At 37.6% G+C, this 14,488-nt stretch carries 12 protein-coding genes; 8 read left to right on the top strand and 4 right to left on the bottom strand.

What is annotated here, in order from left to right; genetic code table 11:
- Nucleotides 1–20 precede the first annotated feature (20 nt).
- Nucleotides 21–1,565 (bottom strand): ELWxxDGT repeat protein, encoded by a 1,545-nt coding sequence (locus EWM59_RS13920; RefSeq protein ID WP_130021590.1) that lies wholly within the window; start codon nt 1,563–1,565, stop codon nt 21–23.
- A 190-nt stretch (nt 1,566–1,755) separates the two neighbouring features.
- Here EWM59_RS13920 and EWM59_RS13915 point away from each other — a divergent pair, with 190 nt between their 5' ends.
- Complete coding sequence (locus EWM59_RS13915) at nt 1,756–3,594, top strand: tetratricopeptide repeat-containing sensor histidine kinase (RefSeq protein WP_130021589.1); 1,839 nt, start codon at nt 1,756–1,758, stop codon at nt 3,592–3,594.
- Between the two features lie 2 nt (nt 3,595–3,596).
- On the opposite strand, the gene EWM59_RS13910 is transcribed toward EWM59_RS13915, so the two are convergent.
- On the bottom strand, nt 3,597–4,238 hold the full coding sequence (locus EWM59_RS13910; RefSeq protein ID WP_130021588.1) for a response regulator: 642 nt from the start codon (nt 4,236–4,238) through the stop codon (nt 3,597–3,599).
- 247 nt (nt 4,239–4,485) lie between these two features.
- Between EWM59_RS13910 and EWM59_RS13905 the strand changes: the two genes are divergently transcribed.
- From EWM59_RS13905 to EWM59_RS13895, 3 genes are all read left to right on the top strand, one after another.
- Nucleotides 4,486–5,064, top strand: a complete 579-nt coding sequence (locus EWM59_RS13905; RefSeq protein ID WP_130021587.1) for a hypothetical protein — start codon at nt 4,486–4,488, stop codon at nt 5,062–5,064.
- Between the two features lie 268 nt (nt 5,065–5,332).
- On the top strand, nt 5,333–5,719 hold the full coding sequence (locus EWM59_RS13900) for a BlaI/MecI/CopY family transcriptional regulator (RefSeq protein WP_130021586.1): 387 nt from the start codon (nt 5,333–5,335) through the stop codon (nt 5,717–5,719).
- Between the two features lie 35 nt (nt 5,720–5,754).
- Nucleotides 5,755–8,154 (top strand): M56 family metallopeptidase, encoded by a 2,400-nt coding sequence (locus tag EWM59_RS13895; protein WP_130021585.1) that lies wholly within the window; start codon nt 5,755–5,757, stop codon nt 8,152–8,154.
- A gap of 160 nt (nt 8,155–8,314) precedes the next feature.
- Here EWM59_RS13895 and EWM59_RS13890 read toward each other — a convergent pair whose 3' ends face one another.
- Nucleotides 8,315–9,097, bottom strand: a complete 783-nt coding sequence (locus EWM59_RS13890) for a 3-keto-disaccharide hydrolase (protein WP_130021584.1) — start codon at nt 9,095–9,097, stop codon at nt 8,315–8,317.
- A gap of 988 nt (nt 9,098–10,085) precedes the next feature.
- Between EWM59_RS13890 and EWM59_RS28580 the strand changes: the two genes are divergently transcribed.
- From EWM59_RS28580 to EWM59_RS13875, 4 genes are all read left to right on the top strand, one after another.
- On the top strand, nt 10,086–10,217 hold the full coding sequence (locus EWM59_RS28580; protein ID WP_262709277.1) for a hypothetical protein: 132 nt from the start codon (nt 10,086–10,088) through the stop codon (nt 10,215–10,217).
- Nucleotides 10,218–10,226: 9 nt separating this feature from the next.
- Nucleotides 10,227–10,460, top strand: coding sequence for a T9SS type A sorting domain-containing protein (locus EWM59_RS13885; protein WP_130021583.1), 234 nt, complete (start codon nt 10,227–10,229; stop codon nt 10,458–10,460).
- A gap of 110 nt (nt 10,461–10,570) precedes the next feature.
- On the top strand, nt 10,571–10,945 hold the full coding sequence (locus EWM59_RS13880; protein WP_130021582.1) for a T9SS type A sorting domain-containing protein: 375 nt from the start codon (nt 10,571–10,573) through the stop codon (nt 10,943–10,945).
- Nucleotides 10,946–11,066: 121 nt separating this feature from the next.
- Complete coding sequence (locus EWM59_RS13875; protein ID WP_130021581.1) at nt 11,067–11,456, top strand: hypothetical protein; 390 nt, start codon at nt 11,067–11,069, stop codon at nt 11,454–11,456.
- Nucleotides 11,457–11,636: 180 nt separating this feature from the next.
- Here the strand turns inward: EWM59_RS13875 and EWM59_RS13870 are convergent.
- On the bottom strand, nt 11,637–14,488 hold a 2,852-nt coding region (locus EWM59_RS13870; RefSeq protein ID WP_130021580.1), incomplete at its 5' end, for a BspA family leucine-rich repeat surface protein.

The raw sequence follows: 14,488 nt of genomic DNA, 5'->3' as shown, positions 1-14,488 counted from the left end.
AAATCAGGAAGGCACCCTTCTCAGTTACAGCCAGCCAATATCTGTGCCTTAAAAATGGTACTGCCTTGTGTTCGGAAACCCGGATTGAGCTGTACATAATTGCCTGCCTGATAGGTTACATTTGCGGCCACTGGAATGGTATTTATTCCGGTAGTACTCACGCTTGTACCAGCTTTCTGATTGGTAGTAATATTTCCTGTAGGGGCAAGGGTAGGTGGGCAATTATTTATTATATCTATTTTCCATAGTTCTACATCAAAAGCATAGCTGGTAGCACGAAAGAAAACTTTGCCATTTGCTTCTGTAAAATACCCAGGAATAGAAGAGAGTGTTCCGCTGGCAATATCAGGTAACTGAAAAGTATTGGCAAGCGTGCCGTCGGTCTGCCACAATTCATTGCCATTGGTGGGAGTATATGCCTGAAAATAAATTTTTCCACTTATTGTTTTAAGCTGAACGGGGTCAGAACTTCCACTTCCTTCATAAATATCTTTAAATAGTACGGTTCCGTTTGCTGTTCCGTTCGTTCTCCAGATTTCTGTACCATTTATATTATCATTGGCAGAAAAATAAAGGTAATTTCCTAAAACAACTGCCGAATGAGTAGCACCTCCCTGAAAACCGGATGGATTGATGTCTTTTAATAAAACCGTTCCGGCATTTGTACCATCCGATTTCCAGATTTCTACGCCATACGTAGCCGTATTAGCGGTAAAGTATAAAGCACCGTTAAAAACAATCGGGTCGCTTGGTGCAATGGCGTTAGAGGGATTATAAAGACCCGATTTTACCAATACTGTTCCTTCTGAAGTACCATTACTTTTATATAAGCCCCAACCACCATTATCGTTATCAAAAGCAAAGAAGTAAAGCATATTATTGAAATTGATTAATCCGGTTGGGTTTGAACTGCCATTCGTATTAATCTCCTTTACTTTTACAGTCCCTACGCTTGTACCATTACTTTTCCAGATTTCTTCGTTCAGAGTGTTTGCATCATCATTGGCTACAAAATAAAGTGTTCCATTTACATTAGTCAGATTACGGGGAGAAGCATCTCCTGAAAGAACAATATCTTTTACTATGACAGTACCAGCTACTGAACCATTACTTTTCCATAATTCACCATTATTTGCATAATAGGCTGTTGTACTAATATTAGTAATTTCAAAACCTGACATCGTACTTAATTGAATAGTACCTGCTGTTGTACCATCAGTTCTATATAATTCACCCAAACCGCTATAACCAGCAAAAAAAACATAATTACCTATGGTGGTAAATAAGATAGGGTCTGAGCCTTTAAAGTATGGGTTGTCGTTAGGCTTAATATCTTTTACCATTACAGTGCCGCCAAGAGTACCATCACTTTTCCATAACTCAGCACCTACTGTGCCATCATTTGCACCAAAAATGAGTACGCCATTCAGATTGGCCATCCTTGATGATTCTCCATAGTAAGCCATAGAACCCATGGTACCGTTATAAATATCTTTTACAAGTGTAGGAGTCTGCGCAACGGCCGTTTGAGCAAGCATATACAAAATGAGTAAAGTTTTTTTCATGACTGTGGGCGATTAGTATAAGAAAAAACTGGACTAATTGATACTCCAAAATTCCCCATATTTATCAAGCATTTCAATACAGAAAATCCTTCATTTTATATACAGGTTTTCCTGTATTTTGCGACATTTTCTTGCAAATCCCTACTTTTATCTGCTATTTTTACTAATACCTCAATACACTTTTCTGTCAATGATTAAACTATTTTGTTACCTATTGCTTATTAGTTTATCGTTGAAAGGTTTTGCACAAAACCCTTCACTTGATTCATTAATTAATCAGATTCATTCCTTAGCTAAACAAAACCAGTCTTTTCAACGTGATACAGTAATTATCAGTAAACTGAATCTATTAACCGAACGCACCATTAATCTGGCTGACAAACGTGCAGACGGTTTCCTGGATTCTTTACTACGCCTTACGAATAAAACAGACTGGCTTAAAGGTAAAGGGCTGTATTATAGAGCATCAGGTAAAAAACAAGACCGTAACGGAAATTATACCGAAGCCTTGAAACTCTACTCGAAGGCAAGTGAGATTTTAATAAAAGCCGGTGGCGATCCTTCTGATTTGTGCTATACTTATATACTTACAGGATTTGTACTGAATAACAATGGCAGACCAGACAAGTGTCTGGAATATATGGAGAAAGCGCTTCCGTTGGCAAAAATGTCTTATAATACCAATAATCTATGCTGGATTTTAGATTACTACGGCGACTATAATTATTACGATAACTTTGGTATAAAAAATTACAGAAAAGCCCTGAGTTATTATCTACAGGTTGAAAGCCTATTGCCCCGTGCCACCAGTGCCAATCTGAAAGCCGATAATCCACATTGTATTGCCAATTGCTATACACAATTGGGCAACGAGCATCTGGCAGCACATTACCGTGATAAGGCACTGAAATATGCCCAGGAAACCAACAACAGAGTAGTGATTTTTGCTATTTACTCTGATTTAGCAGAAATCTATGAAAACAAAAAGCAATTTGCCAAGGCCATAGAATACCGGAAGTTAAGCCTTGAATACGCCAGGCAATCGGGGTGGATGGAAATTATCTCGAGGGCAGAAAATCAGATTTATCAAACCTACGAAATGGCAGGCGATAGTGGTAATGCCTTGAAATTTCTGAAAGCTTACAAAACACATGAAGATAGTTTGGGTAGGGTATCGGTGAATCAGAAATATGCCGAACTGGAAGCTGATTATAATTTTGTAAAACAGCAGACCCGCATAAAAACACTTGAATATGAAGCACTCAAACAAGCTGATGAAAAGAAAAGTCTGATAGGGATGGGCTTGATTTTTAGCCTTTTAGTAGGTATTATTCTGATTGCCTATGTATTCTGGAACAATAAACAATTGAAACAAATCAATGCCGAACTGGTTCAGAAAAATGAAGAAATTCAAGGAGCATTACTGAAGGGGCAAACCATAGAGCGCAAGCGTGTGGCCAGCGAACTACATGACAATATATCGGCAAAAATTGCCAGTTTACGCTGGCGATTAGAAGCCATCAACCCAAGTTTCCAGACTGAGAAAGAGAGTAAAATTTTTAATTCAACAGTAGAGGCATTATCAGAGGTTTATACAGACGTACGTTTGCTTTCGCACAATCTTCTTCCTGCCGAACTCGAATTACATGGGCTTGCCAAGGCATTAGAAAATATGGTGAAAGAAATAAATTCATTAGGTAAGGCCAATTTTTCTTTGAGCATCTCTACACACGACGAGCGTTTTGCCAATAAGATAGAATATGAATTATTCAGTGTCATACTCGAACTCTCTAATAATGTTCTCCGCCACGCACAAGCACCAGAAGCTTTTATTGCTTTAACGCAGATTGATGGCAAGTTGCAGTTGGTTATTAAAGACAATGGAATAGGTATGCCAGAAAAATTCTTTAAAAATGGCATGGGTCTCAACAATGTCAGAACCCGTGTAGCCTCATTACATGGCGAAATTGATTTTGTGAGCTTGCCTGAAAAAGGGACAGAAGTAGTAGTAAAAGTGCCTGTTGTCTAAACCTATACTATCTTATTATTAACAGCATACATGACGATGCCAATAGAGTTTTTAACACCTAATTTTTTCAGAATATTGTGTCGGTGAGTTTCTACTGTGGCAGGACTAATAAAGAGTTTATCAGCAATCTGATTGGTTGATAGCTCCCTTGCAATCAGCCTGATGATTTCCAATTCTCTTTCGGTCAATAAGCCCGTAGTACTTGTTTGCTGTACTAAATCTCCTATCTTTTTGTCTCTGTTCATTAATTCAAATACTACCGATTCGCTATAATACTTTTCTCCTGAAGCAATAGTATTCAATGCTTTCTGTAGTTCAGCTTTCCCTGCTTTTTTCATCACATACCCTGATACTCCCGCTTCAAATGCCTCTTTAATCGTATCAGCGTCTTCTGATACAGTAAGCAATAATATTTTTATATGCGGATACTGCTGCCTGATTTGCCTCGTCATGTCAATACCATTGAGCTCACCCATATTATAATCAGACAAAATAGCATCAATATTACTATTCTCTTCTAACGCATGTAATACTTCTGTTCCGTTGCTGTAAGTACCTATCACTTCATGTTCAGGCATGGTAGAAATCAGTAATTCAAGGCTATCTAATATAAATTTATGGTCGTCTGCAATCAATATACGCATATTATACAGGGTTGATACAGATTATTTTGGGCATCATCAAACAAATATCCAAATTTTCAGTTAAAAGAAAGAAGATATTGCTGTAATTGTTCGGATAGACTGTATATTAGATAAATAACAGGGCTATTCACTCAAAACTCTTCAAGTTTTATCACCTCACCACGGTTTACTTACGCTGATTTTATCAGAAATATTGCTGTTGACAATAGTTAAACCATTTCACGACATCAATTATTATTAAACAGTTATGAAAAACTTATTGACTCTGGTGTGTCTGTCGTGCCTTCTATTCACGATGACTGCTTGTCCGAAAAGAGAGGTTGAACCCACCGCTTACCCAACTACAGGGTCATTATCGCTGACTATTGACGGCGTAAACTATAACTTTACCGTTGATTATAAAGCTACCGGACAGCAAAATGCTGCTACACTTTTCACAACGGTTTCTTCCGGTAATACCACTACGCTTACTGCTGCCAATATGGCTGACGGAACGGCTTTTGCCATTAAGGTAAACAAAGCTATTCAGACAATAGGCGATTATACAGTTAGCCCTTCTAACGAAACCGGGGTAGTTACTTTTAGTACCAAAACCAAAAATTATCAGCAGTTTTATCAGAAAGAATGTGATAATACTATTCTTTATACCAATGTTACCTTAGGAATTTCTAAGTTAAGTAAAAATAATCTGGTAGCCGAGGGGAGCATCAATGGAAAAATGGTAGTAGCCGATGGGCAAGTTGATTGCCCTACCCTAAAAGTTACTAAATGGAAGCAAGTAGATATAACAGGCGCATACAGGCTTTATTGGGCTAATATGCCATAATTTTGTGGGGTGAGCCAGAAGCTCGCTGTTTCTTAGAGTATGATTTAATGTAGCATTTAATATCTCCAATAATTCTTCGAAATGCGAGTTGGAAGCTCGCATCACAGTCGTTTTTGTTAAAAAAACTTAATTTCTTTTCATCTACGAAAATTTTCGTAATAAAATTTGGAAGTCTTATTTCTTTTCTATTACATTTGCTACGAAATCATTCGTAGATGTCTGCTGTCAGGTAAAACTGACAAAATTATTATCAGTTAAATTTAAAATTATGGAAAAGCAAATAAACATCAAGCCCACCGAGTCTGAATTAGAAATCTTACAGATTTTGTGGGCTTTAGGAAAAGCAACGGTTCGACAGGTGAACGACGAACTCTCTAAAACCAGAGAAGTGGGTTACACTACTACACTTAAACTCATGCAGATTATGTTTGAGAAACACCTGGTAAGTCGTACAGACGAGGGGCGTTATCATGTATATGAAGCAGCCGTAGGTGAAGAACCCACCCAACACATGCTTTTAGACAAATTCATTGGCACTACCTTCAGGGGTTCAGCAACCAGAATGGTGATGCAAGCGCTGGGTAATCAGCAAGTGAGCAAAGAAGAGTTAGAAGAGATTAAGAAATTAATTGATTCTATCGAAAAAGGTCAGTAACCTATTAAACTAACAACATTATACTTAATTTAATTATGAAAAAGCTTTTTGATTTTACTGCCGGAATTCCCGAAAACATCAGTTCAGCATTAGGCTGGACACTCATTCACTCATTGTGGCAAGGGCTTGTTATTGTAGTAGCCTTTAGTATTTTACGCCATATTTTCAAAACTTCTAATGCCCGTTACTGGCAAGGCATAGGCGCATTAAGTTTGCAGTTTATCAGTGCTGTGGCTACCTTTTTTATGGTATATGAGCCAGCCGAAGTCTTAGCCGGAGGTAAGCCAAAGTTTACAGCATTTTTTATTCAGAATGCCGCTACCAACTTAGAAGGTATTTCAGTGTTTGCTCCGTCTGAATTAACTTTTATCCAACAGGCAGAACTATTCATGCATAATAACCTGGATACTTTCGTACTATTCTGGTTTATAGGCGCCAATCTTCTGTTGCTACGTTTAATTATAGGTTTTGTATATGTGCAACAACTAAAAGTACAGAAAATAAATCCTGTAAGAGACGAAGTATTAGGTATTATGGAAGACTTACAAGAGAAAATTCAGTTGAATATACCTATCAGATTGGTTGAGTCGGCTAAAGCTGTTGTACCTATGACTATCGGCTGGATAAAACCAATTATTCTGCTTCCGGCAGGTATTATGTCAGGGTTGAGTATCACTCAGTTAGAAGCAGTTTTAGCCCATGAACTGGCACATATCAAACGCTACGATTATCTGGTTAATATATTCCAGAGTTGTATTGAAATTCTGTTTTTCTATCATCCGGCTACGTGGTTTATCTCGGCACAGGTGCGTGACGAAAGAGAAAACTGCTGTGATGATTTTGCAGTAAATATCTGTGGCGACAGACTGGTATTAGCCAAAGCATTGACACAGGTGGCTACATTTCAGCACCAACCACGTCTGGCTATGGCTTTCGGGGCAAAACGTCAGACCTTTATGGACAGAATCAAACGTATTGTGGGCATTAATGATGCCAAACCAATGAGCTATGGCAACTGGGCGGTTTTTGTAGGTATGGTACTGATTGCCGCTATGGGTATTGCTTACGGGCAAGACAGAATAGCCAAAAATGACCCGTCAGCAAAAAATACAAACAATGAGCGTATTAAACCGGAAGAGCAGTTTGATTTCTACTTTTTTGAAAAAGACAAAAAAAATGTAGGGGTATATAAAAACCAAAAAGGAGAAATTGTAAAGATTGTTGTAGAAGGGAAAGAACTGGCAGGCAAAGAATTTGATAGCATGAAAGCCTATGCGGTTGGCTATCTGAAAGCGAAGGATGCAAAATTTGCAGTTGTGCCTGGTATTGTTGAGGATGAAATGGAAGAGGTAAATGAGCAATTCTTTAGTACAGAATTTAGTGAAGAAGCCTATAGTGCTGATACTTCAAGACTGAACGAAGCAGAAAAGGAAATGGAGCGATTGGGTAGAGAAATGGAGAAATACGGCCAGGAAATGGAAAAGTATGGTAAGCAAATGGAGGAAAAATACGGGAAACTGATGGAAAAACATGGCAAAGACATGGAGCAGGTTTCGTTAAAAATGCGTGTGCCTCAAAGAAAAATGGAGAATATTTCTTTAGAAATGCAGGAAGTAAGTTTGGCTATGCGAAAAATAGAAAATCAGTATCGTGATGCGAGAATGCCTGCTGATGCAGAGCAAAAAATACGGACACTTGAGAAAAAAGAACGAGACCTCGAAAACCAACTGCACTTGGTAGAAGAAGAAATGCGTAAAGTAGAAGAGGAAATGTTGCCTATCCAACACAAAATGGAACGCCTGAACAACCCGATGGATAGTTTGCAGAGACTGATGAGTAGGTATGAGAGACCAATGGATAGCCTGGGGCGTTTGATGGAAGAAAAAGGTAAGATAATAGAAAAATTAGCCAAAGAAGAGGAGGCACGTTTTAAAAAGGAGTTCAGAGATTTTGCTGAAATGCTTTTCAAAGAGGGTTTGATTAAAGACAAGAAAGATTTTGAGATACGTATTAAAGGTGAGAAATTATTAATCGATTTAGAGTCTCAATCGCCTGCAACGTATGAAAAAGTATGGAACTGGATTAACAAAACATGGGGAAGCCGCATGAGAGGTATCAAGGAAAAAGATTTTACTATAGAGGCACATGGAGATAACATTAATTTCAGTACGTACAGTAATGATGGGCATATGTATCATCGCTTTGGTAGTGCTGTGCCGCCTGTGCCACCAGTACCAGCTGTGGCACCCACACCACGAGCAGCTGAAAGAGCCGCCTATGCTGCTGCAATAGCTCCAACTCCGCCTGCTGAACCCAGAGCCTATTTAAGAACGCCTTCACCTGTGGTTGCACCAACGCCTCTATCAAGATATGTCAGAACTCCGACACCAGTAATTGCTCCCAGACCAGTCAGAGCACCACGCATATATAACTAACAGCCATATACTTTATTCTATCGTCTTCTTTGGGCGATAGAATAAGGTAGAGCAAGACTAAATCGGACTTTACGACAAACCGGAAATTCACCCTACAAACACCAATGCCATTCCGGTTAAGAAATGGCATTGGTAAATAGCTAAGCTTATTTGGGGCAAATTACAGTTTTCTGATCCAGATATTTCTGAACTGAGTTTTGTTGCCGTGGTCTTGGAGGTGAATTACATCATCACCATGCGCTTCAGGATAGGTATGTAACCCTATATAAAGTGTCAATCCAAGAATAGTTGTATTATTTTGAACTACCACACCATTATGTAATACAGTAATGCGGGCAGGGTAATCTATACGGCCGTCTGGTTTGAAACGAGGAGCGGTATAAATAACATCATAAGTATTCCACTCTAATGGGCCACGGGTTACGTTTACTAATGGAGCAGCATCTTTATAAATACTTCCGGCTTGTCCGTTACGGTAAGTACGGTTCTGATATGAATCCAATACCTGAAGTTCGTAGCGATCCTGAAAGAAAACGCCGCTATTGCCACGGCCCTGGCTTACGCCTTTTACTTCATCTGGTGCGCTCCATTCAATATGTAGCTGGCAGTCTCCGAATTTCATTTTGGTTTTAATATCGCCTGTACCCGGTGCTACTTCCATTATGCCATTAACGATATTCCATTTGGCAGGTCCGCCATCTTTGGCACTTACCCATTGCGATAAATCTTTTCCGTCAAAAAGTATGATAGCATCAGAAGGAGCATCACCCAAATTTTTACCCGGCGTTACCACAGGTACTTCCGGATTCCAGATTTCTGTCATATCAGGTTTCATAGGAGCCGGTGAAACTTCCGGTACGGTAGATTTGGTTTGGGCATTGGTGTTACAACTGATTAAAACTGCAATGGCAAATGAAGAGGCTAAAATCTGTATTTTTTTCATCTTGAGTAAATAAGGTTGAATGTTACTATCTATACCTATTCTATTGATATAGATTTAAACTGCAAGCTACAAGTTTTTTTAAAAAAATTACTTCAAAAATTTGATAAAAATTATTTATCTGCCACCCGAAAGTGTTCTTTTTACTCTTTTAAACTATAGTGTAGTTTGCCAAAACTACCAAAGTTTTTTGTACGGGTGTACGAAAATGGAATAAAAACGTACGAAATCGGACAAATTTCGATATTCTGGAAATTTTTTTGGCACACTTAAGTTTGGTTAATTGATTGATTATAAGAGAGTTATATAAATTTTAACAAATTTTAAAATTTTCTGGCACGAGTTTGTCATATATATATAATGTAAGCATGAGGCGAAAGGGCAAAACGAAGGGTTTATCAAAATATTATTTTGTTTGTAACCTTTTTTAAAAAGCAAAGTATATACAGATAAAATATAATTTTGCCAAACACCCGAATTGCGCCAGAAATAAGAAAGAAGTAACCGTTCGTAAGTTAGCATTGACCGTTTATAAATTGTAAGTTATCTGATTAAAAAAAGCAGTATAATTTTGAACCATCAAAGCAACAACGAAAGTAGTAAAGAAGAGGGAAACGGAAATAAGGAATTTTAACAAAAATTAACATTTTGCAAAATATTGTTCTGTGAGGCTCTTTTTTAAAGTTAGTTAAAAGGATTTAACGAAATAAAATTTTACAAAAAATGAATTTCAAGGCTGTCAAATCTAATTACCGTTTATCCTTTTAAAATAACCACTCGAGTAGTTTGTAATGCACAGTACCAAGTAAAACATATAACTTTGAGTCATCAAAACAAAAACAAAATTAGTTAAAGCAAAAACAGAGACATACCGAGAGAAGAGGTTCATCACAAAATACTTTACTTTCATCACAAATGTTACACTGAAAAACAAAGCCGGGCTAATTTTAAACCATCAAAACAATTAAATAAAATTTTAAAAAATACAATTATGAAAAAGTTAACATCAACCATCGCCATAGCTTTATTAGCCACTACTTTAGCTTTCAACGCAAATGCAGAAGACAAAAAAATTGAATATAAAAGCAGCAACCTTAATGTAGGTATGTACGAAGCAGGTTAAACCAATTCAATGAAATTGAACATGAACCTGACAAAAGATAAAGGAGTATCTGCTACTATTAAATTAATGAATGCCGACGGAAGCATCTTGCACGAAGAAGTATTAGGTAAAAAAGTTAGTTCATACAAATTGTGTTTTGATATGAGCAATGTAAAAGCCGGTAAATACTATGTAGAGGTTAAAAACGGAGATCGTATCATCACTAAAGAAATCGTAAAAGGTACACAGACTTTAAGTTACTAAGCTACCAACCGTTTATCAGGCTATAAAGCCGATTAACGTAAAATCTGACACACACAGCTCTAAGAAAGCATCTATTATTTGAAAAAGCTAAAATTTAAAAAATTAAAATTATGAAAAAGATAACATCAATCATCGCTATTGCTTTATTAGCATCTACTGTAGCATTCAACGCCAATGCTGACGATAAAAAAATTGAATACAAAAGCAGCAACCTTAAAGTAGGTATGTACGAAGCAGGTTACACCAATTCAATGAAATTGAACATGAACCTGACAAAAGATAAAGGAGTTTCGGCTACCATTAAATTAATGGACGCTGACGGAAGCACGCTACACGAAGAAACATTAGGTAAAAAAGTTGGTTCATACAAATTGTGTTTTGATATGAGCAACGTAAAAGCCGGTAAATACTACGTAGAGGTTAAAAACGGAGACCGCATTATTACTAAAGAAATCGTAAAAGGTATACAGACATTAAGTTACTAAGCCACCGACCGCTTATCAGGCTATAAAGCCGATTGACTTAAAGTTTGCAACACACAGCTCTAAAAAAGCATCTATTTAATTGAAAAAAGCAGATTACTTAACATTTAACAAAATTATGATTATGAAAAAGCAAGTAAAAAATTTCGCATTGGCTCTTGTAGCAGGTTTATTCACATTCACAGCGGTTTCAGCAACCGAACTACCAGAAGGAAAAACATTTGATGTGGGCATGTATCGCGTGGTGAACACCATGAAAATCAATGTAATGATTGCTAAAGAACAAGGTAACTGGGTAGAGATTCGTTTGAAAAACGATAAGAATGAGACAATCTATGTAGAGGTTGTTAATCGTAAGGCAACACAGTTTGCAAAGAAATTCGACTTGCAAGGCTTAGAAGATGGCAAATATCGTTTTGAGATTACAAACGGAAAAGAAACAATCACCAAAGAAGTGAATCTTCAGACGAAAGTGCCAACTGTAACAGATTATAGAACTGTAGAAGTAAAATAATATATCATTAGTATTTAGTTTAGGGTAATCAGACAGCGTTGTGGTCCTTTCCGCAACGCTGTTTTTCTTGTGTACGTTTAAGAGATAGCGTTAGTTGAAAAATGTGACATTTCAGAGAAGGTTTATAGATTCAATAACCTAAGACCCTATTAGTTTTTTACTTGTAAACTTTGTGGAAATTTAATTACAACCTACAATATTTACTTTAAAACTTGAACCTGTACCGGATACGACCTGAAAACCTGCTGTCAAATTAATGGCTTTTCCTGCGTTATATTCTACTATCGATACCCCGGAAATAGCATTGCTTGCATTAATAGTCTGAGTAGCCTTTTTTATTGAACTTCCAGAAGAAACATTATTTGTTGGACTTACCAGATTCCAGTTTTGAGGATGAATCGTTAATGCGCTGTTATTGCTATTACCTGAAACTACCGGATTGGTTGATACAACTTTGATTCTATAATTTACTCCCGCAATTGTATTCGCTGGAACCGTACAGTTTACACTTCCTGGACTGGTTGTTGTGCCAATAATTTGAGAAGCATTGAAACTGCCATTAGCATCTGAAAGTAAAACATTAAATTGATTGCCATTGGCAAAAGTGCCTATAGTAGTAAAACTTATACTGACATTGGTACCTGCACAAAATTCAACCCCTGTGAAAGTCGGGCTTGAAATAGTATTAGCTACTACTACGCTACAATTACCTGAACTGAGACCATCGTCTGTGATAGCCCAGCCTTTAGATGAAATCAGATTTGCCCTTGCAGCAGATGCTTGAGACCCATATTGGCGTCCTGCAGCGTCTAATCTTATATCATTTGGTGTATTACTATTGGCATTCCAGCCAATCAAAGTAGCAGTGTAATTACTACAATCCATGCCAGAGTTATCAAGCATATTATTCATAAATACAACTTTGGAAAGATTCCAGAATCGAATAGGCTGGTTAAAAACGCTTGCATTTCTAAACATATTTCGCATATCGGTAACCTTGGCAGTATTCCATGAACCAATCGGCTGGTTAAAGGCGGATGCACCATCAAACATTCCATGCATATTAATAACATTGGCAGTGTTCCAGGAACCAATTGGTTGGTTAAAAGCTTTTGCGTTATGAAACATCCAAAGCATATAAGTAACATTAGCAGTATTCCATGAAGCAATGGATTGGTTAAAAGCAGATGCACTATTAAACATTCCCGCCATATTAGTAACACTGCTTGTATTCCAAGAGCCAATTGTCTGGTTAAAAACGCTTGCATTTCTAAACATATTAGACATTTTATTAACCTTGGCGGTATTCCATGAACCAATCGGCTGGTTAAAGGCGGATGCGCCATCAAATATAAAAGACATATCAAAAACCTTGGCGGTATTCCATGAACCAATCGGCTGGTTAAAAGCAGATGCACCTGCAAACATAGAAGACATATAAATAAGATTAGCAGTATTCCAGGAATCAATGGGCTGGTTAAAAGCGGATGCATTTGCAAACATTGAAGACGTACTAATGACACTAGACATATCCCAGGAATCAATAGGCTGATTAAAAGCAGATGCTCTTGCAAACATGTTAGACATTGTATTAACATTGGCAGTGTTCCATGAAGCAATCGGCTGGTTAAAAGCGAATGCACCTGCAAACATTGAAGACATATTAATAACATTGGTAGTGTTCCAAGAACCAATCGGCTGGTTAAAAGCGGAGGCATCTTCAAACATCTCATACATTGTAGTAACCTTGGAAGTGTTCCACGAACCAATAGGCTGATTAAAAGCAGATGCCCTAAGAAACATACCAGACATATCAGTAACCTTGGAAGTGTTCCACGAATCAATAGGCTGATTAAAAGCAGATGCACTAAGAAACATAACTGACATATCAGTAACATTGGAAGTGTTCCAAGAACCAATCGGCTGGTTAAAAGCAGATGCACCTGCAAACATAGAAGACATATAAATAAGATTAGCAGTATTCCAGGAATCAATGGGCTGGTTAAAAGCGGATGCATTTGCAAACATTGAAGACGTACTAATGACACTAGACATATCCCAGGAATCAATAGGCTGATTAAAAGCAGATGCTCTTGCAAACATGTTAGACATTGTATTAACATTGGCAGTGTTCCATGAAGCAATCGGCTGGTTAAAAGCGAATGCACCTGCAAACATTGAAGACATATTAATAACATTGGTAGTGTTCCAAGAACCAATCGGCTGGTTAAAAGCGGAGGCATCTTCAAACATCTCATACATTGTAGTAACCTTGGAAGTGTTCCACGAACCAATAGGCTGATTAAAAGCAGATGCCCTAAGAAACATACCAGACATATCAGTAACCTTGGAAGTGTTCCACGAATCAATAGGCTGATTAAAAGCAGATGCACTAAGAAACATAACTGACATATCAGTAACATTGGAAGTGTTCCAAGAACCAATCGGCTGGTTAAAAGCAGATGCACCTGCAAACATAGAAGACATATAAATAAGATTAGCAGTATTCCAGGAATCAATGGGCTGGTTAAAAGCGGATGCATTTGCAAACATTGAAGACGTACTAATGACACTAGACATATCCCAGGAATCAATAGGCTGATTAAAAGCAGATGCTCTTGCAAACATGTTAGACATTGTATTAACATTGGCAGTGTTCCATGAAGCAATCGGCTGGTTAAAAGCGAATGCACCTGCAAACATTGAAGACATATTAATAACATTGGTAGTGTTCCAAGAACCAATCGGCTGGTTAAAAGCGGAGGCATCTTCAAACATCTCATACATTGTAGTAACCTTGGAAGTGTTCCACGAACCAATAGGCTGATTAAAAGCAGATGCCCTAAGAAACATACCAGACATATCAGTAACCTTGGAAGTGTTCCACGAATCAATAGGCTGATTAAAAGCAGATGCACTAAGAAACATAACTGACATATCAGTAACATTGGAAGTGTTCCAAGAACCAATCGGCTGGTTAAAAGCAGATGCACCTGCAAACATAGAAGACATATAAATAAGATTAGCAGTAT

Origin of the sequence: Emticicia agri (assembly GCF_004168285.1) — a bacterium.
Lineage (GTDB): Bacteria > Bacteroidota > Bacteroidia > Cytophagales > Spirosomataceae > Emticicia > Emticicia agri.
This window is presented reverse-complemented; position numbering and strand designations above follow the sequence as displayed.

Bases quoted from the DNA above. Each gene is read 5' to 3' on its own strand.
- EWM59_RS13920 (WP_130021590.1), bottom strand. From the start codon at position 1,565: ATGAAAAAAACTTTACTCATTTTGTATATGCTTGCTCAAACGGCCGTT.
- EWM59_RS13915 (WP_130021589.1), top strand. From the start codon at position 1,756: ATGATTAAACTATTTTGTTACCTATTGCTTATTAGTTTATCGTTGAAA.
- EWM59_RS13910 (WP_130021588.1), bottom strand. From the start codon at position 4,238: ATGCGTATATTGATTGCAGACGACCATAAATTTATATTAGATAGCCTT.
- EWM59_RS13905 (WP_130021587.1), top strand. From the start codon at position 4,486: ATGAAAAACTTATTGACTCTGGTGTGTCTGTCGTGCCTTCTATTCACG.
- EWM59_RS13900 (WP_130021586.1), top strand. From the start codon at position 5,333: ATGGAAAAGCAAATAAACATCAAGCCCACCGAGTCTGAATTAGAAATC.
- EWM59_RS13895 (WP_130021585.1), top strand. From the start codon at position 5,755: ATGAAAAAGCTTTTTGATTTTACTGCCGGAATTCCCGAAAACATCAGT.
- EWM59_RS13890 (WP_130021584.1), bottom strand. From the start codon at position 9,097: ATGAAAAAAATACAGATTTTAGCCTCTTCATTTGCCATTGCAGTTTTA.
- EWM59_RS28580 (WP_262709277.1), top strand. From the start codon at position 10,086: ATGAAAAAGTTAACATCAACCATCGCCATAGCTTTATTAGCCACTACT.
- EWM59_RS13885 (WP_130021583.1), top strand. From the start codon at position 10,227: ATGAAATTGAACATGAACCTGACAAAAGATAAAGGAGTATCTGCTACT.
- EWM59_RS13880 (WP_130021582.1), top strand. From the start codon at position 10,571: ATGAAAAAGATAACATCAATCATCGCTATTGCTTTATTAGCATCTACT.
- EWM59_RS13875 (WP_130021581.1), top strand. From the start codon at position 11,067: ATGAAAAAGCAAGTAAAAAATTTCGCATTGGCTCTTGTAGCAGGTTTA.